Source organism: Pseudomonas sp. LA5 (genome assembly GCF_028640825.1).
Lineage (GTDB): Bacteria > Pseudomonadota > Gammaproteobacteria > Pseudomonadales > Pseudomonadaceae > Chryseomonas > Chryseomonas aestiva.
In genome coordinates this window covers 201,300-225,311 of the sequence record NZ_JAQYZY010000051.1, presented here as the reverse complement: position 1 = coordinate 225,311, position 24,012 = coordinate 201,300, and the positions used below count along the sequence as shown (strand labels likewise).

The 24,012-nt window shown below is 67.3% G+C and carries 18 protein-coding genes; 7 read left to right on the top strand and 11 right to left on the bottom strand.

What is annotated here, in order from left to right; all coding sequences use genetic code 11:
• Window positions 1-1,662, top strand: a complete 1,662-nt coding sequence (locus PVZ72_RS18805; RefSeq protein WP_273862687.1) for a VRR-NUC domain-containing protein — start codon at window positions 1-3, stop codon at window positions 1,660-1,662.
• Complete coding sequence (locus PVZ72_RS18800; protein ID WP_273862686.1) at window positions 1,659-3,932, top strand: ATP-dependent DNA helicase; 2,274 nt, start codon at window positions 1,659-1,661, stop codon at window positions 3,930-3,932. The genes PVZ72_RS18805 and PVZ72_RS18800 overlap by 4 nt, the downstream gene beginning before the upstream one ends.
• A 317-nt stretch (window positions 3,933-4,249) precedes the next feature.
• Here the strand turns inward: PVZ72_RS18800 and PVZ72_RS18795 are convergent, their stop codons facing one another.
• Window positions 4,250-4,633 (bottom strand): glyoxalase superfamily protein, encoded by a 384-nt coding sequence (locus PVZ72_RS18795; protein WP_273862685.1) that lies wholly within the window; start codon window positions 4,631-4,633, stop codon window positions 4,250-4,252.
• Window positions 4,634-4,862: 229 nt separating this feature from the next.
• On the opposite strand from PVZ72_RS18795, the gene PVZ72_RS18790 reads away from it, so the two are divergent.
• Entirely contained in the window at window positions 4,863-6,497 is a 1,635-nt protein-coding gene (locus PVZ72_RS18790; RefSeq protein WP_187978633.1) for a glucan biosynthesis protein D, read from the top strand.
• Window positions 6,498-6,588: 91 nt separating this feature from the next.
• Here PVZ72_RS18790 and PVZ72_RS18785 read toward each other — a convergent pair whose 3' ends face one another.
• The 5 genes from PVZ72_RS18785 to PVZ72_RS18765 all read right to left on the bottom strand — a co-directional run bounded on the left by PVZ72_RS18785 (window position 6,589) and on the right by PVZ72_RS18765 (window position 11,783).
• Window positions 6,589-7,323: a GGDEF domain-containing protein gene (locus tag PVZ72_RS18785; RefSeq protein ID WP_133859920.1), complete on the bottom strand. Its 735-nt coding sequence runs from the start codon at window positions 7,321-7,323 to the stop codon at window positions 6,589-6,591.
• A complete protein-coding gene (locus PVZ72_RS18780; RefSeq protein WP_273862684.1) occupies window positions 7,320-7,709 on the bottom strand; it encodes a DUF1987 domain-containing protein in 390 nt (129 codons plus the stop codon). Before PVZ72_RS18780 ends, PVZ72_RS18785 begins: the two co-directional genes overlap by 4 nt.
• A gap of 19 nt (window positions 7,710-7,728) precedes the next feature.
• Entirely contained in the window at window positions 7,729-8,292 is a 564-nt protein-coding gene (locus PVZ72_RS18775) for a SiaB family protein kinase (RefSeq protein ID WP_273862683.1), read from the bottom strand.
• A gap of 5 nt (window positions 8,293-8,297) precedes the next feature.
• A complete protein-coding gene (locus tag PVZ72_RS18770; RefSeq protein ID WP_187978636.1) occupies window positions 8,298-9,524 on the bottom strand; it encodes a SpoIIE family protein phosphatase in 1,227 nt (408 codons plus the stop codon).
• Window positions 9,525-9,638: 114 nt separating this feature from the next.
• Window positions 9,639-11,783: a polysaccharide biosynthesis tyrosine autokinase gene (locus tag PVZ72_RS18765; RefSeq protein WP_273862682.1), complete on the bottom strand. Its 2,145-nt coding sequence runs from the start codon at window positions 11,781-11,783 to the stop codon at window positions 9,639-9,641.
• Window positions 11,784-12,359: 576 nt separating this feature from the next.
• On the opposite strand from PVZ72_RS18765, the gene PVZ72_RS18760 reads away from it, so the two are divergent.
• Entirely contained in the window at window positions 12,360-13,937 is a 1,578-nt protein-coding gene (locus PVZ72_RS18760; protein WP_273862681.1) for a hypothetical protein, read from the top strand.
• A gap of 37 nt (window positions 13,938-13,974) precedes the next feature.
• On the top strand, window positions 13,975-15,246 hold the full coding sequence (locus PVZ72_RS18755) for a hypothetical protein (protein ID WP_187978639.1): 1,272 nt from the start codon (window positions 13,975-13,977) through the stop codon (window positions 15,244-15,246).
• Here the strand turns inward: PVZ72_RS18755 and PVZ72_RS18750 are convergent.
• The gene (locus PVZ72_RS18750) at window positions 15,243-16,454 is read right to left on the bottom strand and encodes a YeeE/YedE family protein (protein WP_443218256.1); all 1,212 of its coding nucleotides are present in this window, start codon (window positions 16,452-16,454) and stop codon (window positions 15,243-15,245) included. The genes PVZ72_RS18755 and PVZ72_RS18750 overlap by 4 nt on opposite strands.
• 221 nt (window positions 16,455-16,675) lie before the next feature.
• Between PVZ72_RS18750 and PVZ72_RS18745 the strand changes: the two genes are divergently transcribed.
• Window positions 16,676-17,779, top strand: coding sequence for a DUF1615 domain-containing protein (locus tag PVZ72_RS18745; protein ID WP_273862750.1), 1,104 nt, complete (start codon window positions 16,676-16,678; stop codon window positions 17,777-17,779).
• A 139-nt stretch (window positions 17,780-17,918) separates the two neighbouring features.
• A complete protein-coding gene (locus tag PVZ72_RS18740) occupies window positions 17,919-18,272 on the top strand; it encodes a hypothetical protein (RefSeq protein ID WP_133859912.1) in 354 nt (117 codons plus the stop codon).
• A gap of 3 nt (window positions 18,273-18,275) precedes the next feature.
• Here the strand turns inward: PVZ72_RS18740 and PVZ72_RS18735 are convergent, their stop codons facing one another.
• The 4 genes from PVZ72_RS18735 to PVZ72_RS18720 all read right to left on the bottom strand — a co-directional run bounded on the left by PVZ72_RS18735 (window position 18,276) and on the right by PVZ72_RS18720 (window position 23,936).
• Complete coding sequence (locus PVZ72_RS18735; RefSeq protein ID WP_273862680.1) at window positions 18,276-19,355, bottom strand: SMP-30/gluconolactonase/LRE family protein; 1,080 nt, start codon at window positions 19,353-19,355, stop codon at window positions 18,276-18,278.
• 117 nt (window positions 19,356-19,472) lie between these two features.
• A complete protein-coding gene (locus PVZ72_RS18730; RefSeq protein ID WP_187978641.1) occupies window positions 19,473-20,720 on the bottom strand; it encodes a GGDEF domain-containing response regulator in 1,248 nt (415 codons plus the stop codon).
• 121 nt (window positions 20,721-20,841) lie between these two features.
• The gene (locus tag PVZ72_RS18725) at window positions 20,842-22,095 is read right to left on the bottom strand and encodes a sensor domain-containing phosphodiesterase (protein ID WP_187978642.1); all 1,254 of its coding nucleotides are present in this window, start codon (window positions 22,093-22,095) and stop codon (window positions 20,842-20,844) included.
• A gap of 83 nt (window positions 22,096-22,178) precedes the next feature.
• On the bottom strand, window positions 22,179-23,936 hold the full coding sequence (locus PVZ72_RS18720) for a putative bifunctional diguanylate cyclase/phosphodiesterase (protein ID WP_273862679.1): 1,758 nt from the start codon (window positions 23,934-23,936) through the stop codon (window positions 22,179-22,181).
• Window positions 23,937-24,012: the final 76 nt, after the last annotated feature.

Below are 24,012 nucleotides of genomic sequence, written 5' to 3'. Positions count from 1 at the left end.
ATGAAAGCTCCGCTCGAAGATCCCTTCTACTATCTGCACAACTTCCAGCGGGTACTGGACTGGGTCGCCCTGCGCTATCCCGACCTGCTCGACGACCGCGAGCAGGCCTTCATCGCCGCCTTCGCCGACCTGCCGCAGCCTTCGCGGGCCCTGCTGGTGCGCCTGGTGATGCGCAAGGGCGAGGTGTTCCGCGCCAGCAAGCTGGTCTATGGCGAGATCGGCTGCCCCCGCGCCGCGGCGACCCCCCTGGTGGGTCTCGGCTGGCTGCTGGCCGATCCGGAATTGCACCTGATCGAACTCTTCGCCCTGCTGCGCAAGGAAGAACTGCTCGGCTGTTTCGGCGCCCGCCTGCCCAAGGCCGGCCGCAAGGAAGACTGGCTGGCGCGCCTGGAAGCCGAACAGGCCACGCCCCTGGCCTTCAGCGGCTGGGCCGGCACCGTGCCCGAGCTGGTGGAGGAGGGCGTCTGGCGGCTGACGCTGATGGATCTCTGCGATCGCCTGCGTCTGCTGTTCTTTGGCAACCTGCACCAGGACTGGACCGACTTCGTGCTGGCCGACCTGGGAATCTTCCAGTACGAGACGGTGGCCTTCAGCGCCGAATCCCGCGCCTTCGGTCAGCGCCAGGAGGTGGATGCCTATCTGCACATCCAGCGCTGCCGGCAGGCGCTGCGCGACGGGCTGCCGGCCGCCGAGCTGCTGCCGCTGCTGCCCGCCGAGCGCTTCGCCAACACCTGGCTGGAGTTGCGCCGCGGCAAGCTGCTCCACGAACTGGCGCAGCACCACGAACGCCTCGGCGAACTGGCCCAGGCGCAGGCGCTCTACGCCGCCTCGGCGCATCCCGAGTCGCGCATCCGCGCCCTGCGCATGCTCGAACGGCTGGAGGACTGGTCCGCCGCCCAGGCGCTGGCGGAAGCCATTGTCGCCGCGCCGGCCCATGACGCCGAACGCCAGCAGGTGGCGCGCATCCTGCCGCGGCTGGTGCGCAAGCAGGGTGGGCCGCCCAACAGGCGCCGCCCGGCCAGTCCGGTGGAGCGCCTCGATTTCGAACTGGTCAACGACGGCCTGCGCCGGGTCGAGTGGCTGGTGCGCGAGCACCTGGGCCGCGACGAGGCGCCGGTGCACTATGTGGAAAACACCCTGCTCACCAGCCTGTTCGGGCTGCTGTGCTGGGACGCCATCTTCCTGGCCATCCCCGGCGCCTTCTTTCACCCCTATCAGCGCGAGCCGGCCGACCTGCGCCTGCCGGGCTTTCGCGAGCGACGGGCCGAGGCCTTCGCCACCTGCCTGGCGCGGCTGGACGACGGCTCCTATCCAGCGGTGATCCGCGAACGCTTCGCCAGCAAGCGCGGCCTGGCCTCGCCCTTCGTCGCCTGGGGCATCTTGAGCAGCGACTTGCTCGACCAGGCCCTGGCCTGCCTGCCGGCGCGTCATTTGCGGCTGTGCTTCGAGCGGCTGCTGGAAGATCCGGAAAACAATCGCACCGGCTTGCCCGACCTGATCCAGTTCTGGCCGGCGGACGGCCGCTACCGGATGATCGAGGTCAAGGGCCCCGGCGACCGCCTGCAGGACAACCAGCGCCGCTGGCTGGACTTCTTCGCCGCCCATGACATCCCGGTCAGCGTCTGCCACGTGCAGTGGCAGGTGGCCGCGACCTCCGCATGAGCTATCGCATCGCCGTTCGCGCCCTCTGCGAATTCACCGCCAAGGCCGGCGACCTGGATCTCAGGTTCACCCCGTCGCCCACCGCCCTGGAAGGCATCGAAGGCCACCAGCGGGTGGCGGCGCGGCGCGGTCCCGGCTATGAGTGCGAGGTCAGCCTGCAGGGCGATTTCGAGGATCTGCAGGTGCGTGGTCGCGCCGACGGCTTCGATGCCGCTGCCAATCGCCTGGAGGAGATCAAGACCCACAGGGGCAGCCTGGAACGCCAGCCGGGCAACCATCGCCACCTGCACTGGGCCCAGGCCAAGGTCTATGGGCATCTGCTCTGCCAGAGCCGCGCGCTGGCGGAGCTGACCCTGGCGCTGGTCTATTTCGATATCGGCACGGGCGCCGAGACCGTCTTCACCGAGCAGTGGACGGCCGCGGACCTGGCCGCGCATTTCGAGCTGCAGTGTTCGCACTTTCTCGCCTGGGCGCGCCAGGAACTGGCCCATCGCGCCGCGCGCGATACGGCGCTGGCGACCCTGGCCTTTCCCCATCCCGACTTTCGCCACGGCCAGCGGCTCCTGGCGGAGGCCGTCTACAAGGCCGCCAGCGTCGGCTGCTGCCTGCTGGCCCAGGCGCCCACCGGCATCGGCAAGACGGTGGGCACCCTGTTCCCGCTGCTCAAGGCCATGCCGCGGCAGAACCTGGACCGGCTGTTCTTCCTGGCCGCCAAGACCCCTGGCCGCGCCCTGGCCCTGCACGGTCTCGATACCCTGGACGCGCCGGTGCGGGTGCTGGAGCTGGTGGCGCGGGACAAGGCCTGCGAGCACCCGGAGCTGGCCTGCCATGGCGAGTCCTGTCCGCTGGCCCGTGGCTTCTATGACCGGCTGCCGGCCGCGCGCACCGCGGCCCTGGCCGAACCCACGCAACTGACCCGGGCACGGGTGCGGGAGACGGCCCTGGCCCATCAGGTCTGCCCCTACTACCTGGCCCAGGAACTGGCGCGCTGGAGCGACGTGGTGGTGGGCGACTACAACTACTATTTCGACGGCAGCGCCATGCTCCATGCCCTGGCCCAGACCCAGGAGTGGCGGGTCGGGGTGCTGGTGGACGAAGCCCACAACCTGCTCGACCGCGCCCGTGGCATGTACAGCGCCAGTCTCGACCAGCGTCGCCTGGCGGCGGGCAAGGCGGTGGCGCCGCCGGCCATCGCCAAGGGCTTGCAGACGCTCAATCGCGAATGGAATCGCCTGCACAAGGAACAGCAGGTCGACTACCAGGTGCAGGCGGAATTGCCCGCTGCCTTCCTGACCGCCCTGCAACGGGTGGTGGGTCTGCTCACCGAGCATTTCGGCGAATCCGGGCAGCCACCGGCGCCGGAGCTGCAGACGCTGTTCTTCGACCTGCTGCAGTTCATGCGCCTGGGCGAGACCTTTGGCGATCACTCGCTGTTCGACGTCACCCTGCTCAAGGGCCGCGGCAAGGCGCAGTCGCAACTCAATCTGCGCAACCTGGTGCCGGCGCCCTTCGTCGGTCCGCGGCTGGCGGCGGCGCACAGCTGCACCCTGTTCTCGGCCACCCTGATTCCCCAGCATTTTCACCGCGACCTGCTCGGGGTCCCGGCCGGCAGTGCCTGGGTCGATGTCGCCTCGCCCTTCGCCGCCGAGCAGCTGGAGGTGCGCCTGGTGCGGCTCTCCACCCGCTACGCCGACCGCGCCGCCTCCCGCGCACCCATCGCCGCCCTGATCGCCGGTCGCTATCGCCAGCGACCGGGCAACTACCTGGCCTTCTTCAGCAGCTTCGACTACCTCGACCAGGTGGCCGAGGCCCTCGCCGAACTGGACCCCGACGTGCCCCAGTGGCGCCAGTCCCGCGGCATGGACGAGGCCGCGCGCCAGGCCTTTCTCGAGCGCTTCCAGGCCGACGGCCGCGGCATCGGTTTCGCCGTGCTCGGCGGCAGCTTCGGCGAGGGCATCGACCTTCCCGGTGACCGCCTGATCGGCGCCTTCGTCGCCACCCTGGGCCTGCCCCAGCTCAATCCGGTCAATGAACAGCTGCGCCAGCGCCTGCAGCGGCGTTTCGGCGACGGCTATCGCTACGCCTACCTCTATCCGGGCCTGCAAAAGGTCATCCAGGCCGCCGGCCGGGTGATCCGCACCGTGCAGGACCGCGGCTGCCTCTACCTCATCGACGACCGATTCACCCAGCCCGAGGTCAGGGCGCTGCTGCCGACCTGGTGGCAGGTGGAGGAGGGCGCGGTGCCCACGGGCGAACCTGCGCCCGCTTGAAGGCTACCGTGGTCATGGCCGCCCGCCGATGCAACTGATCCTATGGCACTCCGGTGTTTTGTTGATCGCGGCCATGGGCCGCTCCTACGATTACATCGAGCCTGTAGGAGCAACTGCCTTAGCCGTTATAGGGGTGCACCAGTTGTAGAGCCGTAGCGTGGAAAACGGCGCAGCCTTTTCCACTGGGGACTTCGTGGCGAGGGCGCCCCCACCCCAACCCTCTCCCGAGGGGAGAGGGAGCCATCCACGCAGGCGGTCATCTCCATCATCGAGCCTGTAGGAGCGGCCCATGGCCGCGATCACCGTACAGCCGTCGCTTAGGCCTCCGGCGTCTCCTCGCAAAACCTCAATCTGTTGCCAAAGGGATCGGCGATCTCCATCACCAGGCCCCAGGGCAAGGCCTCGATGCCCGGGCGGGCGAAGGCATAGTTCCTGGCCAGCAACTCGGCCTGGAAGGCGCGGATGCCGGTCATTCGGACGAAGACCGTCGAGCCCGGGCAGGCGTCGCCGTGGTGACCGGACAGGTGGAGGCGCAGGCCGGCGCGCTCGACTTCGGCGTAGAGCGGCAATCCCGGCTCGAAGCGATGCTCCCAGACCAGGCGGAAACCCAGGAAGTGGCAGTAGAATTCACGCGCCTTTTCGTCATCGAAGATGCGCAGGATGGGGCTGGGTTGCCCGAAGGTGATGGCGGCATTGGCCATGAGTGGTCTCCAGGGGCGCGAGAGGAATGTCGATGATGCCCATTCCACCGCGTCCGGCAACCCGAAGTGTGATCCGGAAAGCTTTGGTAACCGCTCTGGCAGGCCAGAGCGTGCGCTAGGCGGCAGTTCACCGGTGCGATGGCGAACCTATCCGGGTATCGTGCATTCTTTTCCTTTCTGGCGGTTCGGCTGGACCGAATCTTTCATCCTTTGTGACCAAGGTTGATCCATGCAGCGTAGACACCTGCTCAAAGCGTCCCTGGCCCTGGCGGCCTACACCGGCATTCCCTCCACCGGGCTGTTCGCCCTCCAGGCCTTTGCCAATCCGGCCAATGGCGATGGCCAGGCCTTCGATTTCGACTGGCTCAAGCAGCACGCCAAGGAGCTGGCCGGCCAGGCCTACCAGCCCACCGCCCAGAAACTGCCCGACACCCTGGCGAACATGACGCCCCAGCAGTTCAATGCCATCGGCTACGATGCCCAGCATTCGCTCTGGCACGACCTCAAGGGCCAACTGGACATACAGTTCTTCCATGTCGGCATGGGCTTCAAGACGCCGGTACGGATGTATTCGGTGGACCCCAAGACCAACGAGGCCAAGGAAGTCCACTTCCGCCCCGAGTTGTTCAACTACAACGACAGCGGCGTCGACAAGAGCCAGCTCAAGGGCGACCTGGGCTTTGCCGGCTTCAAGCTGTTCAAGGCGCCGCACCTGGCCCAGTACGACATCGTCTCCTTCCTCGGCGCCAGCTACTTCCGCGCCGTGGACAAGACCCGCCAGTACGGCCTCTCGGCCCGCGGCCTGGCCATCGACACCTATGCCGATCGGCCCGAGGAATTCCCCGACTTCACCAAGTTCTGGTTCGTCACCCCGAACAAGAACAGCACCCGTTTCGTGGTCTATGCGCTGCTGGATTCGCCCAGCGCCACCGGGGCCTATCGCTTCGACATCGACTGCCTGAACGACCGGGTGGTGATGGACGTGGACGCCAACGTCAACGCCCGCCGCGACATCAAGCAGCTGGGCATCGCGCCCATGACCAGCATGTTCGGCTGCGGCACCCACGAGCGCCAGACCTGCAATACCTACCATCCGCAGATCCACGACTCCGACCGCCTGGCCATGTGGAAGGGCAACGGCGAGTGGATCTGCCGCCCGCTGAACAATCCGCCCAAGCTGCAGTTCAACGCCTTCAAGGACGACAGTCCCAAGGGCTTCGGCCTGGTGCAGACCGATCACGAATTCGAAAGCTACCAGGACGTCATGGTCCGCTACGATCGCCGGCCGAGTCTGTGGGTCGAGCCCACCTCCGCCTGGGGCGAGGGTGCCATCCAGCTGCTGGAGATCCCCACCACCGGCGAGACCCTGGACAACATCGTGGCCTTCTGGGCGCCGGCCGAAACCATCACCGCCGGCAAGTCGCTGCACTATGGCTACAAGCTGCACTGGAGTGCGCTGCCGCCGGTAAGCACGCCGCTGGCGCGGGTCAATGCCACCCGCTCCGGGATCGGCGGCTTCCCCGAGGGCTGGGCGCCTGGTGAGCACTGGCCCAAGGTCTGGGCACGGCGCTTCGCCATCGATTTCAACGGCGGCGGTCTGTCGTTCCTGCCCGAGGGTACCGGCATCGAGCCGGTGGTGACCGTCACCGACGGCAAGGTGCAGGATTTCCACGTGCTCAAGATCGACGAGATCGGCGGCTACCGGGTGATCTTCGACTGGTACCCCACCAGCGACAAGGCCGATCCGGTGCAGATGCGCGCCTTCATCCGCACCCAGGACCGCGCCCTGAGCGAAACCTGGCTGTACCAGTACTTCCCGCCGGCCGCCGACCAGCGCCGTTATCCGGACTGGAAGCAGTCCTAAGCGACGGCTGGGAAAAAGCCGCTGTGCCTCTCCGGCACAGCGGCTTTTTTATGCCCGGAGCAAGGGCGCAGGGCCTGACAGGTCGCGGTGATCAGTCGGCCAGCACCACCTGATTGCGCCCTGCGCGCTTGGCCCGGTAGAGGGCCGCATCGGCCAGGCCGTAGGCGAGCTCGAAGTCGGTGCCCGGCTGGTTGATGCTGAGGCCGAAGCTGGCCGTCACCGGCGCCGTGCCGGTCGCCTCCCGGGCGATGCGCAGGCGCAGGCATTCGGTCATGGCCAGGGCCTCGTCCCGTGCCAGGGTCGGCAGCAGCACGGTGAATTCCTCGCCGCCCACCCGACCGACGATGGCCGGCGCCTGGACCAGCTCCTGCAGGCAGCGGGCGATGGCCTGGATCACTCGATCGCCGGCGGGATGGCCGAAGTCGTCGTTGATGCGTTTGAAGTGATCGATGTCCAGCACGATCATGGCGCCGCCCCGCTGTCGCAGCGCCTGGCCGGCCTGGTCGATCACCGCGCCGCGATTGAGCATCCCGGTGAGGGCGTCGTGGGTGGCGCGGTATTCCAGCTGCTGGCTGAGGGTCTGCAACTGCTGGTTGAGGGCGTTCATCTCGCGTTCGGCGCGATCGCTGCGGGCAATCAGCCGGCGGGTCTCGCGCATCAGGCGTTCGAAATGCAGCGTCAGGTCGCCCAGGGCGGCGCGGTAGCGTTCGGCATCGGCGTCGTCGGCCACATAGAGGGCGCGCGCCGCCTGCAGCACCCCGGCTTCCTGCTCGAACAGGTCGGGACCCGCTTCAACCGGGCTGCAGCGCCTGACGCTGGCGGTCATGCCGGCAGCTCGGGATGCTCGACGAACGTCAGCGCCTGGAAGTCCAGTCGCAGCTCTTCGCCGAATTCCTGGATGGTCTCGTCCTCGGCATCGTAGTACCAGTGCAACTCCACCTGGTTGCCGGCCTGGGCCGCCTGGTCCAGGGCGTCGAACAGGGTGAACAGCATCTTGGTGCTGGAGCTGTTGAAGTAGGCCAGGGCTACGTGCACCCGGATGTTGGCGTCCTGGCACTGGTCGAGATAGGCCCGCAGCGACTCGATCACCGGCAGGTAGAAGGCCGCGGCGTTTTCCGGAAAGGATTCGCCCTTGAGCCAGAGTTCGTCCTCGGCAAAACGGAAGTCCACTTCCGGAGAGGTGGCGGTGGGCGCGATGAACACGGTGTCCATACGAGGTCGGAGTCCCATGTCAGATGATGGCTTTTAGGCAGAACAGGGTGGTGCCCGGCGTCTGCGTGGAGGGATGGAAGGCGAATTCCAGGGGTGCGCTGGCATCGCGCGCCATGGTCAGGAAGCCGAGGCCGGCGCCCTTGCTGTCGGCCGGGGTCTCGGCGCGCAGGGATTCGCGATAGGCCTGCTTGATCTGCTCCAGGGACATGCTGCACAGCGGCTCGAGCCGTGCGCGCAGGGCGTCCACCTTGTCGCTGACGATGGGATTGGCACAGAGCATCTGGTAGTTGCCGTCCTGGCGGGTGATACAGACCGAACCCTGACCCAGCTTGGCGTCCGCCAGGGCGTCCGGGGGCAGGGCATCGGCGGAATAGTGCAGGACGTTCTGTGACAGTTCGATGAACGAGGAAAACAGCTTGCGCCGGGTGGCGCTGCTGATCCCTTCGAATTCCAGTTGCAGCTTCACCACCTCGGCCATGGCGGCGACGATGCCATGGGAGAAATAGCCACGGTGATAGAAGATCACGTGCTGCTGCTGGGCGATTTCGAGAAAGGCGCCGTTCGCGGGAAAGGAAGCGGTCATGTCGGTCAGGCCACGCGGATGCAGAGAAAGGTGAGGTCATCGCGACGCAGTTCGTCGCCCTGCCAGCGGGCGAGGTCCGCGCTGAGCTGTGCGCAGAAGGCCGCGGTGGGCGCCGTGCGCGACTCGCTCAGCCGGGCCAGGGCGCGGCGCTTGCCGAAGGAGGTGCGCCGCGGACCGCCGATCTGGTCGATCAGGCCATCGGTGGTGGCGAACAGCAGGCTGCCCGGTTGCAGCGGCAGGGTGGTGGCCGGCCAGCACTGGTCGAGCGGGCTGTCGGCGTAGCCGATGCCCAGGCGCAGCGGCGCCAGGGTCAGGACCTCCGCGGCGTCGGGTGCCAGGAGGTGGAGGGGCATGCGGGCGCCGGCGTAGGTCAGGCTGTGGCTGTGTCTATCCACCCAGAAACAGGCCAGGTCCAGGCCGTCGTTGGATTCGGAGATGCCGCCGGACTGTCCCAGCATCGCCTTGACGCTGCCGTTGATCGCCGCCAGCAGCGCCGAGGGATCGCGCGGTCCCAGCTGTTGCAGGGCCTGGGTCAGGGACGCCGAGGCGATCAGGGTCATGAAGGCGCCGGGCACGCCGTGGCCGGTGCAGTCGGCGATGGCGCCGAACCAGCCGTCCTCGTGCTGGGCGAAGTGATAGAAGTCGCCGCCGACCACGTCGCGCGGCTGCCAGACCAGGGTGGCGTCCTGCTCCATCACCGCCAGGGCCTCGCGCGAGCTGCGCAGCATGGCGCGCTGGATGACGCTGGCATACTCGATGCTGTGCATGATCTGGCGATTCTTCTCGGCCTGCAGGTCCGCGACCATGCGCATCAGCTGCACACCCAGGCCGAGTCCGACGAAGCGACCCTCGCGGGTGACGATGAAGCCGTCGGCCAGGGCCTTTTCGCCCACCTCGACGGTGCGCCGGGTCAGCTCCTCGATGGACAGGGCGGCGTCCACCACCAGCGGCTCCTTGTCCATGAAGGCGATGCAGCTCTTGCGATCGTAGACTTCGCGGTGATACGGCTTGCTCATCTGCGAGAGAAAGATGTCGCGGTTGATCAGCCCGATCGGCCGGTCGTGCTCGATCACCGCGAGACTGGTGATCTCGCGGCGCTCGTTGAACAGCTCCATGACCATGGCGTTGGTGTGCTCGGCCTCGACCGCGGGCCACTGGGTGCAGAGGTCGAGGGCGCAGCCCTGGCTGGGACGGGAAGAGGTACGCGAGGAGGACAGGGGAGCGGACGACATCGATACGAATCCGTTCTCGGAAGGTCGATGCAGCCTAGGGGCTCCGTATTGAGCTTTGATGACAGAAGCTGGCCAGACGCCAGCACGGAGTGGCGCCCGGTCAGGGGGATGGCGTCAGCCGGTCAGGATGCCCAGGGCGGCGCGGGTGAAGGGCGGGGGTGGCACGGCGTTGAGCACCGCACCCTGCAGCTGCAGACCGCTGTGGGCGAACTGGCGCTGGGTCGCCTCGATTTCCTTGGCGGTGTTGCAACCGTAGCGCGACACCAGCAGGCAGGTGCCGGCCTGGGCGGCCAGCAGCACGGCATCGGTCACCGCCAGCACCGGCGGGGTGTCGAGGATGACCAACTCGTAGTCCTGCTGCAGACCGCGCAGCAGTTCGGTACAGCGCGCACTCATCAGCAATTCGGCCGGATTCGGCGGACGGATGCCCCCCACCAGGCAGTCCAGGCCGGGTATCGCCGAGGGCTGGATCGCCTGCTCGGGCGTCGCCAGTCCCGCCAGCACCTCGGCGAGGCCCGGGCGGCGGGCCAGCTGCAGGCGCCGGTGCAGGCGCCCGCGCCGCAGGTCGGCATCCACCAGCAGCACCCGCGTTCCACCTTCGGCCAACACCCGCGCCAGTTGCACGGCCACCGATGACTTGCCGGCGGCGGGGCTGGCACTGGTGATCAGCAGCAGATCGTTGCGCGCCTCGGTACGGGCGAAGGCCAGGCTGGTCCGCAGGATCCGCAGGGCTTCCTGGTAGCCACTGTCGAGCGAGGTCTGCAGCGGCCCGCCGACCTGGCGACTCGACGCCAGCGGCAGTTGCGCCAGCACCGGCAGGCCGAGGTCTTCCAGGCCCTCGGCGTCTTCGATACCGCGCTCGAGACTGGCGCGCAGATAGACCCAGGCGGCACCGGCCAGGCAGCCGAAGAGCAGGGCGCTGAGGATCAGCAGGGGCTTCTTGGGATAGACCGGGGCGATCTGGGTGTAGGCGCTGTCGATGATGCGCACATCGCTCACCGTGCCGGCGCGCACCACCGACAATTCCTGGATGCGCTTGCTGATCAGTGCATAGACCTTGTCCGCCGCCTCCACGTCGCGCTGCAGGCGCAGCACCTCCTGCTGGGTCTGCGGCAACTTGGCCAGGCGCTGCTGCAGGGCCTGACGCTCGCCGTTGAGCACCTGGCGGCGCGCCAGCAGGCCCTGGTAGAGCGGATGGGTGGGAGTGAAGCGCAGGGCCAGGCCCAGGCGCTCCATTTCCAGGGCCGATAGCTGGGCGTCGAGCTCCACCGCCTGGTTCAGCAGGCTGCGTCCCTCCGCGCCGATGGCGATGGAGCCCCGTTGCCGCTGGTAGCGGTCCAGGGCCTGGCGACCTGCAGTCAGGCGCTGGTTCACCTGCGGCAGTTCCTGGCGCAGGAAGGCCAGCTGCTGGGTGGATTCATCGGCGTTGCGGGTCACGTCCTGGCGCACATAGGCCTCGGTGATGCCGCGCAGGATGCGTTGCGCCCTGAGCGGATCGGTGTCCTGCAGCTGGATCGAGAGGATGCCCGAGCGCTTGCCGCGCTCGCTGACCATGAGCCGTTCCTGCAGCGCCTGGATGGTCACGCCACGACGCTGCTTGACCAGGATGAATTCGGTGCCCGGATAGGCGTGCAGCTGGGCGATGTCCAGGCGCAGCTCGCCGGCGCTGGCCGGCTCGCCCAGCCGACCCTCCAGCAGCCGCTTGCCCTGGGCATCGCTCAGCAGGAAGCGATCCGGGGCCTCGGCGGTGAGGGTGAGTGGCTGGCCATAGAGGGCATCGGGCACGCTCAGGCTGGCGATGGTCAGCTGCTCGCCGCCCCAGCCGAACTGCTTGAGGCCGAACAGCGGCGGGGCGACGGCCTCACCGGCTCGCTCGTGACGCCGGGCCAGCCAGTCGCCCAGCAGCGGCAGGCGCCGCGGGGTGACGCTCAGGTCCAGGCCCTCGGCGTCCACGACCTCGCCGACCACCCGCCGCGAGGTGAGCAGCTGCATTTCGGTGATGGCTTCCGGCGGTGGCATGGGCCGGCCATTGTCAGATTCGTCCAGACGCACGATGCCGCGCTGGTATTCGATCTGCACCGTCGCCACCGCCTGATAGCGCGGCGCGGCCAGCTGGGTATAGGCCACGCCCAGCAGGGTGCAGAGGGCGATGCAGACGAGCAGGCTGCGGCGATGGCGCCAGAGTGCGGCGCAGTAGCGGGCGAAGCCGATGTCCGCCGCCTGGGTGGCAGCGGGTAGCGAGTGATGCGACTGGTCCATGCAGGAGCGGGCCTTGGGCAGGTACGGAGGAGGACAGCCGTCGCGGCCGCGCGCTGTCGAGGAGACACCGCGCGGCGAACCGGGGGCGAAATCGTCACGCCAGGCAGGGCACAGCTTGGAACACCAGGTGCTGGATCAGGGATCCGCACCTTGTCGGCTGGAGTGCTGCGTCGACTCTAAGCGAAAGCAAAAGCCAAAAATGTGACACTCCATGCAGAACGTGACAGATGCCCGCTTGGCAGTCTCAAGGTGCTAAGGCAGTCTTCTTCGCGACCTGTCGTGTCTCCGGACGACAAGCCCTGGCTCGCGCCGGGTTTTCCGGAGCCGCTGGTGCCCTGCCGAGGCTGGCGGGCGCACCCGGGTATCAGATGCAAACGCCGCTGCCTCCCGGCAACGGCGTGTTCCTGACGGCTTCTTGAATGTAGTCAGCGGTTGAAGCCCGGTTACCCGCCCATGCGCCGCTTGGCCTGCGTGGGCGGTCTTGCACCGGCTGTACCAGGCCTGCGGAAGATGGCGCCTGGTTCTTCACTGCCCTGGACGGCGTTCTCGACTGCATGGCTGTCAGGAGACAGGACAATGAGCGTGGTATCTGACGTTACCCATCCCGGGGTCCGGGTGGGACGGTGGCCGTTCTGGCTGGGCGGTCTGGCGGTCGGCCTGCTGTTATTGCTGGCCCTGCTGTGGCGCCTGCCGGATTTCCGCGACGGCACCGGGGCGCAGAATCTCGAAGCCAGCTATCACGTCCTGCTCAGCCTCAATGCCCTGGACGAGTCCGGCGTGGCCCGGCACTGGTGGTTGCCCACGGTGACCCTGGGTGGCAGTCACGACAAGCAGGTGTCCTGGGGCGCGACCATTCCCACCCACAGCGGCGACTATGTCTACACCAGCTTCAGCAGCTACGGCTTCCTCGCGCCCTATTTCGGTCTCAAGGCCGCGGGTCTGACGCCTTCGCTGCACAGCCTCGCGCTGTTCAACGCCGCCCTTGGCGCCCTGACCGCGCTATTGCTGTTCCGCCTGCTCTACCTGGTGCTGCGCAGCCATGGCGCCAGCCGCGGCCTGGCCGCCACGAGCGCGGTGCTGGGCTGCCTGATCGCGATCTTCAGCCGCGAGGCGCTGCTCTCCCAGGGCCTGCTCTACTGGGTGCAGAGTTTCTACCAGGTGCTGCTGCTGGCCAGTCTGCTGACCTTCTTCCACTACCTGCGGGCGCCGGCTGGCCAGCGCAATCGCCTGGGCTGGCTGCTGGCCGGCCTGGTCTGCTTCGGCGCCCTGACCGAATGGACCGGCTACGTCTTTGGCGGTGGGCTGGTCGCGCTGTTCTGGTTGCAGCACCGGCACCTGCCGGAAGGCCGGCGGATGGCCTGGCGCCTGGCCTTCGCCACGGCGCTGGCCGGCCTGCTGGTGCTGCTGCACTACAGCCTGGCGGCGGGCCTGTTGCCGACGCTCAAGGCCTTTGCCCGGCGCTTTCTCGCCCGCAGTCCGAACAATGCCCACCTGGCCGATTTCTTCACCGGCTACGGACTGTCCTTCGGCCTGTTCCTGGCCGCGGTGGCCATCGCCCTGGGGGTGCTGCTCTGGAAACGCAAGTCGCTGAACTGGCCGCGCAGCACCGCGCTGCTGCTGATCGCCGCCAGCGTGCCGCTGCTGGAGAATCTGCTGCTGCTGCAGCACGCCACCCAATTTTCCTTCGATCGCCTCAAGTTCATCTTTCCCGCCGCGCTGCTGCTCGGCCTGGCCTTCCTGGCCCTGAAGACCCCAGGGCGTGCGGTGCTCGCCGTGGTGCTGGTGGCCGCGGCCCTGCAGAACGGCCAGACCTATCGCCAGGACCTCGCCGGCTATGCCGGCTGGGGCGCCATCGACCGGCAGAACCAGGCGCTGGTGAGCCTGGTGAAAGGCCAGGTCGCGCTGGACTGCACCCTCATCGCCACCGACATGACGGTGCGCGGCTACGCCAACCTGCTGTTCCACCGCAGCATCCACGAATTGCAGCGCCAGCCGCTGGACTACCACGGCGAGCCGGGCGCCTGCGGCGGGCTCTATCTGGAAGGCCGGGAATTCCGCGTCGACCTGCCGGAATACACCCGCGCCCGCCTGAGTCTGGCGGACGGCCGCCAGCTGACCTACGCCAAGGTCGAGGGTGACTGGCGCCTGCAATGAACGCCCTATCCATGAACACGCTGCGAGGAAACCGGGCATGCCGGGTACGCTGATCAATCGACTGAGTTTTCTGGCCCTGGGTGGCCTGATGGTCCTGCAGTTCGGCGTCTTCGAACAGAGTCCGACCAACCCGGTGGGCATCCGCTACGTGGGCGAGCTGTACCTGGCGATCTGCCTGGGTTTCTTCGCGCTCTTCACCCTGAGCACCTGGCATCGGCCGCAGCGCGACTACCGGCTGCTGATGGGCTTCTGCCTGTTTTCCACGGCGATGTTCGTCGGCCTGCCGGCGGTGTTCGCCCAGCTGTTCTGGGGCCAGCCGCTGGTCTACGGCCTCATCGAGGAGCGGCGCGTGCTCTACTGCTTCAGCGCCTTCCTGGTCCTGTACCTGGCCAAGCGACTGAATGCCGTGCAGTTCGAGAATCTGATCATCCTTGTCGGACTGCTCTCGGCACTGCTGTGCTGGCTGTCCTACTTCAAGATGCTGCCGGACCTGCGCGACGAGGTGAAGGACCTCAGCCGCCCCGGACGGGCCTCCACGGGGGCGGGCGCCATCTTCTTCGGCTACTTCATCTGCATCTACTTCGCCGGTCGCGGGCGTTCCTTCATCGACGGGCAGTTGCGGCCCAAGTTGAGGCACGGCCTGCTGGCGCTGTTCTTCCTGGCGACCATCGTGGTGGTGTTGCAGACCCGCCAGCTGATCGTGGTCTGCCTGGTGTTCACCATCCTCGCCCTGCGCGCGCGCCTGGTCGGACCGGCGCTGTTCGGCGCCATCATCATCGCGCCGCTGATCCTCTATCCACACCTGCTGGAAACCCTCGGCTTCAACCTGGATTTCTATGCGCGCTCGGTGCAGGAAGGCCCCACCGACAACGTCCGGGAAACCACCATTTCCCAGATCATCAACCACCTGCAGCTGTACAACGGCCTGCCCAGCGGCAGCCTCAGCCTGATGTGGAACGATGGCTTCAAGCCGATCTTCGGCGACTACTTCTTCCTCTCCGATGTCGGCATCTTCGGCACCGTGTTCCGCTTCGGCTTCCTGTCGATCCTGGTGATTCCCATCGGCCTGGCGGTCCACTACCTGGTGGCGCGCAAGCTGAGCCGCGACCTGGAATTCACCCTGGCGGTGTTTCTCGCCTTCATGACCATCTGGCCGCTGCAGGGATTGTTCGAATACCAGGGCACCGCGGCCCTGCTCTTTGTCATGCAGGCGCTGAAGACCTACCACGGCGCGCCCCAGTACGGGGTGGTGAGCCTGCCGGAGCGACCGGGGGCGCTGCCGCCCGGTCGCCAGGTCCTGCCGGTCTAGCAGCCGGTCAGGCGTTCGACGCGGCGTTCGCCGGGAAAGAAGAGGGGACGCAAGCGCACGCCCAGGCTGTTGCCGAAAAAGGCGGCCACCAGCCACAGCCAGCCATGCAGGCTGCCCGAGGCGATGCCGCTGAAGTAGGCGCCGATGTTGCAGCCATAGGCCAGCCGCGCGCCGTAGCCCAGCAGCAGGCCACCGAGCACCGCCGCCACCAGCGACCGCGCGGGGATGCGCAGGCTGGGGGCGAAGCGCCCGGCGAGGCCCGCGGCGGCCAGGGCGCCCAGCATGATGCCGAGATTCATCACGCTGGTGACGTCGAACCAGAAGGGCTCGGCCAGCGCCCGGGCATTGGCCGGTTGCTGCCAGAAGGCCCAGGCGGAGACGTCCAGCCCGAGCAGACCGGCACCCTTGGCGCCCCAGAGGGCGAAGGCCGAGGTGACGCCCCAGGGGCGACCGGCCAGGGCCAGGGTGACGAAGTTCAGTATCGCCAGGGCGATGGCGCCCCAGACCAGCGGCCAGTTGCCGCGCAGCAGGCGTGCCGCGCCCTGGTGTTCGCCGGGGACCGTGGCTTCCAGTCTGCCGTGGCGACGGCGCTCCAGCACCACCGAGATCCAGGCGATCAGGGCGAAGGCCGCCAGGCTGACCAGGATGCCGGGCAGCACGCCCAGGCTGGTCACCAGGGAGGTGGGCGGCAGGCTGGGCAGGGCGAACCACCAGCCCAGGTGCTGGGTGGCGATCAGCGAACCGATGACGAAGAACAGCAGGGTCACCAGCATCCGCGCATTGCCGCCGCCGGCGGTGAACAGGGTGCCGGAGGCGCAGCCACCGCCCAGTTGCATGCCGATGCCGAACAGAAAGGCGCCGATCACCACCGAGGTGGACAGCGGCGAGACATTGCCGCGCACCGCCTCGCCGAACAGACTGCCGGCGCCGAGGGCGGGAAAGAACAGCAGCACCGCCAGGGCCAGCATCACCATCTGGGCGCGCAGGCCGGCACCGCGACGGTCGAGGATGAACACCCGCCAGGCCGAGGTGAAGCCGAAGGCGGCGTGGTAGAGGGTCAGGCCCAGGGCGCCGCCGAGCAGTAGCAGCAGGGCCTGACGACCGCCCACGGCCTGGTTGAGAAAGACCATGCCCACGGCCAGCAGGCAGGTCGCCCACAGGGCCGCCCATGGCAGGCGAGGAGAGGAGAGCGTAGAGGTCTGCTGCATCATGGTTCCGGTAGCTTCGAACTAAAGTCCGACTATTTTAGTGGGACTTGTTCGGGAATCCCAGCGGACATCCGCTGCTGGTTGAATGAAAAGGTTACATCGATATAACCAGAGGTTATTGGCCGGGCATTACAGCCATTTGCTCGGCGTTGTGGTCAAAGCGGCCAAAGGAATCTTCCGGAGTTACCGTGTCCGCTGCTGTCGCCCTGTCCGCTTCCGGTTTGCCCACCCTGTCGCGGCTGCGCGGCTGGACTGCCCTCGTCGCTGCACTGGTCCTGGCCGGTTGCAGCCTGACGCCGACCTCCCAGGGGCCCACGCGCTCGCCGGCCGAGGTGCGCGCCGAGTTGCTGCGGCTGTTGCCCGCCAGCGTGGCGGATCGGCAGGGCTGGGCCAGCGATATCCAGACCGCCTTCAGCGCCCAGGGTCTCGAGCCGTCGACGGACAACCTCTGCGCGGTGCTGGCGGTGGCGGAGCAGGAATCCACCTACCAGGCCGATCCGCCGGTGCCGGGGCTGGGGCGGATCGCCCGGGAGGAGATCGATAGACGCGCGGCGCGGGCCTATGTCCCCCAACTGCTGGTGCGCACCGCGCTCAACCTCAAGTCGCCCAGCGGCAAGACCTACGCCCAGCGCCTGGACAGTGCCCGTACCGAGCGCGAGCTGAGTCTGATCTTCGAGGACTTCATCGCCATGGTGCCCCTGGGCGGCCAGCTGTTCGGGCGCTTCAATCCGGTACGCACCGGCGGACCCATGCAGGTCAGCATCGACTTCGCCGAGGCCCATGCCCGCGGCTATCCCTATGACCGCGACGGGTCCATCCGCCACGAGGTGTTCAGCCGCCGGGGTGGTCTCTATTTCGGCACCGCGCACCTGCTCGGCTATCCGGCGGACTATTCCACGCCGCTGTATCGCTTCGCCGATTTCAACTCCGGCTGGTACGCCAGTCGCAATGCCGCCTTCCAGAGCGCGGTGAGCCAGGCTACGGGGGTGAAGCTGGCGCTGGATGGCGATCTGGTGGTGCCCGGCTCGCGCACCCAGGGCGAGACCGAGCGCGCGGTCAATCGCCTGGCGCCGGCCCTGGGCATGAGCGACATCGCCATCCGCCATGACCTGGAGGCGGGTGAGTCCGAGGACTTCGCCAAGACCGATCTCTATGCCAAGGTCTATGCCCTGGCCGAGCGCAAGGCCGGTCGCAGCCTGCCGCGCGCCATGCTGCCGGGCATCACCCTGGAAAGCCCCAAGATCACCCGGACCCTGACCACCGCCTGGTTCGCCCAGCGGGTGGAGGAACGTTGGCAGCGCTGCCGGGGCCGTGCCTCGCGCTGAGCGGGCAGGGGGCCGAACGGCGTTTTCCAGGTGACGAGGGTCGGGCCCGGGGATGGCAATTGGCCAGACTATTCGCCTACCATGGGGAGATGAAGCGGCCTCGCGCCGTGCGGTTCTGGTGTAGTCCCTAGAGGTCCAGATGACCGATATCCCCGGCTCCCGGTTGACGCTGATCGTCGACCAGCCCACCCCCACGGCCCGCCATCGGCTGCCGCCCCGCGAACAGGCCAAGGCCCTGCGCCTGCTGCGCACCCTGGGCCTCGAAGCCGATACCCCGCCGGAACTGGTGCTGGCCTGGCTGGAGCGCCGCGATGGCGGCTGCTCGCTGCCGGAAGCGGCGCGCCAGATCGGCCTGGGCAACTGGCTGGGGATCACCACCAGCCTGGCCGATCTCACCCAGAATCTGGCGCGCTTTGAAGCGGCCTACGCCCTGGACAGCGTGCTCGACTCCCTGAACGTCCTGGTCGAGCAATCGCCGCCGGAGTCCCGCTAGCCGCTAGAGGCCGGCACCGCGGATGTTGACGTAGAGGCTGTAGAGCGAGTGGGAGCCGGCCATGAACAGCCGGTTGCCTTCCGGGCCGCCAAAGCACAGGTTGGGGCAGCGTTCCGGCAGGTGGATGTGGCCCAGCGCCTTGCCGCTGGGATCGAACACCCGCACGCCATCGAGGGCTTCGGGCTTGGCCGCCGGCGCGCCACTGCTGCCCCAGCCGCACCAGAGATTGCCCGCCACGTCGCACTTGATGCCATCCAGGGCGCCGTATTCCAGCGCCTCGATGTGCTTGCGGCGCTCGCCCAGGCTGCCGTCGTCCTTGACCGTATAGGCCCACACCAGGCGATTGGGCTTGGCGCGGCCCTCGACCACATAGAGCAGCTTCTCGTCCGGCGAGAAGGCCAGGCCGTTGGGACCGTTGAGATCGCCGATCACCCGGGTCACCGCCAGACTCTCGCCGTCGATGCGATAGACCCCGTCGGGCTGCTCGGTCTTGACCCGATGGCCCTCGTAGTCGCTGTTGGCCTGGAACGGCGGATCGCTGAACCAGATGGAGCCGTCACCCTTGACCACCACGTCGTTGGGCGAGTTGAAGGGCTTGCCTTCGAAGTTATCGGCCAGCACCGTGAGGCGCCCGTCGTGCTCGGTGCGGGTGACCCGCCGGCCGAGACCGTGGGTGGTCGAGCCTTCACAGGCGATCAGCCGACCCTGACGGTCGCGGGTCAGGCCGTTGGCGAAATTCGACTGGGCGCGATAGGTGTCCAGCCGGCCGCTGACCTCATCCCAGCGCACGATGCGGTTGTTGGGGATGTCGCTCATCAGCAGGTAGTTGCCGTCGCCGATCCATACCGGCCCTTCGGCCCAGCGCAGACCGGTGGCCAGGCGCTCGACGCTGGCGTTGAACAGCCGCAATTCCAGGAAGCGGTCGTCGAGGATCTCGATCAGCGGATCGGGATAGCGTTGGCTCAGGGGTTCGGCGGCGCGGGCGAGGGTGGGTAGCGCGAGAGCCGCGCTGCAGACCAGGCCGCCCTGAAGCAGACGACGACGCGACAGCGGCCGGGCGAGCCCCGGGGAAGAGTCATGCATGGTGCAGGTCCTTGATTGTTATTGTTCAGACGAGGCTATGCGGATCGACCTGCGGCAGCAGACCAATCGTATGACATCATATGTCTTGTGACGCAGGGCGCCAACCCGGGATCCGCGCTACTCGGCGTCCAGCACCAGGCAGGTACGGCCACGGCCCTGGCGCTTGGCCTGATAGAGGCGCCGGTCGGCTTCGTGCAGAAAGCCTTCGAGGTCATTGGCGAGGCCACTGAAGACCCCAGCGCTGAACGACAGTGGCGGGGCGCCGGGGGCATAGGTCTGGGCGTGGCAGTAGCGGCGCAGCAGGTCCAGCGCCTGCAGCAGCTGCTCCGGGGGCAGGCGGCTGACCAGGGCGAATTCCTCGCCGCCGAGGCGGCCGGTCAGGTCCTGGGGCAGGGTGCGAGCCAGTGCCTGGGCAAAGACCACCAAGGCGCTGTCACCGCTGGCGTGGCCGTGCTCGTCGTTGATGCGCTTGAAGTGATCCAGGTCGAGCATGGCCACGCTCAGCGAGTGGCCCTCGCGTTCGGCCTGGCGGAACAGCTCTTGGGCCTGATCCTGGAAGGCGCGCCTGTTGCGCAGTCCGGTAAGGGAATCGTACTGGGCGGCATGGGTGAGGGCGCGCATGAGGTCCCGCCGCTCCAGGGTCGAGACCACCCGGCAGTTGAGCTCCTCGGGGCAGAAGGGCTTGCGCAGGAAATCGTCGGCGCCCTGCTTGATGAACTTGGCGCTGAGCGAGCCCTTTTCGTCGGCCGACAGGCCGATGATGCTGAGGTCGTGGCGGCGCAGCTTCTGCCGCAGCAGCTGCACCAGTTCGAAGCCGCTGAGACCGGGCATGCTGTGGTCCACCACCAGCAGATCGATGTCCGGCTGCTCCTGCAGCAGGCGCAGGGCCTCGTTGCCGTCGCAGGCGTCCAGCAGCTGGTAGCGGTGTGGCGTCAGCACGTGGCGGATGTAGTTGCGGGTGGCGTCGGAGTCCTCGGCGATGAGGATCTTGACCGCGGTGTTGCTGTCCAGCCGGCGCAGCAGCCGGAAGGCAAATTCGTAGGAGTACTGGCTTTCCTTGAGCACGTAGTCGACCACGCCCTTGGTCAGCAGATCATCGCGCCGGCGTTCGTCGTAGGAGCCGCTGAGAACGATGCAGGGCAGGCGATAGCGCAGCACCAGATCGACGCTTTCGCCATTGGGCGCATCGGGCAGGTTGAGGTCCACCAGGGCGGCAAAGAACAGATTGGCCGAGGTTTCCAGCATCAGCTCGGCTTCGGCCAGGGTGGCACAGAATACCGGCTCGAAATCGCGCTGCTGACGAAAGAGGTGCGCCAGAATCTTGAGGACCATGGGGCTGTCTTCGATGACCAGGATGGAGCGCACCGGTAACTCCTGCAGGACAAGGATCGGCCGAGAGCCGGCCTGGCGTCAGATGAAGCGATCATTCGCCTAGGCGTATCGGCCAAAGGATCGGCGACTTGAATGGTCGCCGATCCTTGGCGTTTCAGCTGTCCGGCAGGCCTTCCAGGGGGCGCTGCCGGGGCAGGCGCAGGGCGTCGTCGCGCGGCAGCGGACGGCTCAGCAGGTTGCCCTGTACCTTGTCCACCTGCAGTGCCTTGAGCGTCGCCAGTTCGGCGAGGGTTTCCACGCCCTCGGCGATCACCTCCTTGCGGGTCTCGCGGGCGAAGGCAATGATCGCCGAAGCCAGCGCCCGGCGTTCGGCGTCGCTGTCGATGTCACGGACCAGACTCATGTCCAGCTTGATCATGTCCGGCCGCAGCCTGAGGATGTGCCTCAGGCTCGAATAGCCGGCGCCGGCATCGTCGATGGCCAGGCGCACGCCCTGGGCCCGTAGCGGTTGCAGCTGGGCATGGAGGGCGGCGTAGTCGTCGACCTCGGCGTGCTCGGTGATTTCCAGCACCAGCCGGCCCGGCGGATTGCCCGCCAGCAGCGCGGGCAGGCGGCCGGCCAGGATGGTCTGCGGTGAACAGTTCATGGTCAGGTAGGTATCGTCCGGCAGGCTCTGCAACCCTTGCAGTGCATAGCGCATGGCGCTTTCTTCGAGTTCGTCGCCCAGGCCCACCGCCGTGGCCTCGGAAAACCACAGATCCGGACTGCGCTGCGGCGGGCAATGGAAGCGCGACAGGGATTCCCAGCCAGCGATACGCAGATCGGCGAGATGATAGATCGGCTGGTAGACGATGCTGGGTTGGTGGGCGGCCACCGCCCCCTGGATGCGCTCGCGCATCTCCACCTGGCCGCGGCGGCTGGAGACGTCCAGGCTGAGGCGATCGGCCACCAGCTCGGCGAAGGTCCGCACCAGTTCCAGGTCTCGGGGACTGAGGGTTGGATCGGGCTGGTACTTGAAGCAGCAGAAGGTGCCATAGAGCTCGCCGTCGTTGAGTCGCACGGGCACGCTCAGGTGCGCGCCGATGGGCACGGCGCGGGTCTCCGGAATCAGCCGGGTGGCGCCGACGGCCCGGGTGTCGGGGATGAGTTCGGGGAGATGGCCGGTGACCACCTGCTGGCAATAGCCCTGGCTGAGCGGCAGGGCATCGCCGGCCTTGATCGGCGCATCGGGCACGGCATCGACATTGCGAAAGACCCGGTCCTGCTGGCGAAATTCGGCCAGGAAGGCCACGTCCATGTTCAGATGGGTACGCAGCGCGTGCAGCACCTTGTCGATGCAGCCCTGGCTGCTCAGGTTGCCGGTATCCAGGCCAACCACGTCCAACAACTCGGTACCTGATTCCCTCATGTCCTCACTCCCGGGAAACTGCGACCTGAACCAGTGTAGAGCCTGGAATGAATTTGTCAGTCAAATGACCTCATCCGTTCGGCTTAACCCTGTTCGGCGTACCAGGCCTCGAAGGCGGGCAGGGCCATGGGGCGGGCCAGCAGATAGCCCTGAACCTCGTCGCAGCCGGCTTCCTGCAGGAAGGCCAATACCTCTGGCGTCTCTATCCCCTCGGCAACGCTGCGATAGCCGAGTTTGCCGATCAGCGCCAGCAGCGCCCTGACCACCTCCTGCTTGCGCGGATCCTGGGGCAGGTCGTGGATCAGCGAGCGGTCGAGCTTGACGCTGGTGACCGGCAATTCGTAGAGATAGGCGAAGTTGCTGTAGCCGCTGCCGAAGTCGTCGATGGCGATCTCCACACCCAGCTCGCGCAGGGCATGCAGCTGGGCGATGGCCTCCGGATTGCGTCTGAGCCATTCGCCTTCGGTGATCTCCACCTCCAGCCGGCGGGGATCGACGCCCTCGCGCCGGCAGGTTTCGCGCAGCAGTTCGACCAGGTCGCCCTCGTCGAAATCCCGTGGCGACAGGTTGAGCGACAGTCGCCCCTGATAGCGATTGTCCCAGTGCGCCAGCTGGCTGACGGCGGTACGGATCACCCAGCGGGTGACGCTGTGGATCAGGGCGGTCTTCTCTATCGCCGGAATGAAGTCGCCGGGCGCGATGGGGCCGAGTTGCGGGTGGGTCCAGCGTAACAGGGCTTCGGCGCTGCGCAGTCGGCGTCCGGGCAGGGCCAGGCGTGGCTGGAAGGCCAGGCTGAAGTCGCCGCGCTCCAGGGACTCGGGAATCTGCCGGACCAGCTGGAAGATGCGCTGGAAGGCCTCGTCCTGCGGACGCTCGTAGACGACCCAGTGACGACTGCTCAGCGTCGCCTGATCGACCGCCACCATGGCCTTGCGCAGCAGGTCACGGACTTCGCCCGAGTCGAGCAGGAAGGGCACCACACCGGCCTTGACCGGTGGATCGATGGGAATGCGGTCGGCCTGGACCGGCATCCGCAACTGGGCGATGAGCGCATCGAGCAGCGGCGGATAATCGCAGTCCTCCGGCAGCAGGAAGGCAAATCTCTTGGTGTCCACGTGATAGACCTTGGCCAGGCCGTTCAGGGCATCGCACAGGCGCAGGGCCAGGCTGCGCAGGAAGGTCTCGAAGGGCCACATGCCCTGGGCCAGGATCAGCTGCTCCTTCCAGTGGGTCTCCAGCGGATCCACCAGCACCAGCAGGCGCCCCTCGTCGGGCTGGAATTCGGCCAACTGAGCGACATCGGCCTGGAACTGCTGACGATTGGGCAGGCCGCTGACCGGATCGCGACGGCGCAGGTGCTGGCGCAGGGCGATGAGCCTCATCACCTGGGCGGCGAAATCGTCCAGGCGCTTGCGTTCCGCGGTCGTCAGTTCGCGCGGCTGGCTGTCGAGGATGCACAGACTGCCGATGGCATAACCGCCCTCGGTGACCAGGGTCGAGCCGGCATAGAAGCGCACATGGGGTGCGCGGACCACCAGGGGGTTATGGCTGAAGCGGGTATCGCAGCAGGCATCGTTGATCTCCATCCGGCCATTCTCGGCCCGGATGGTGTGGGCGCAGAAGGCGTCCTCGATGGGCATCTGCGCCAGGTCGAAGCCAACGCGGGCCTTGAACCACTGACGGTCGCGGTCCACCAGACTGATCAGCGCGGTCGGCACATTGAAGCTGCTGGCGACCAGCTCGCAGAGTCGATCAAATTCCTCCGCCGGCGCCGAATCCAGCAGCTCCAGGGCGTGCAGGGCGTTGAGGCGGTCATCTTCGTACTTCAGTGAATCGGCCATCAGGCTATCTCGGGAATGTCGATGAGCCTTGTGCGAGCAACAAGCACATCCTGGAAGAACTGCCGCCACCCGAGCC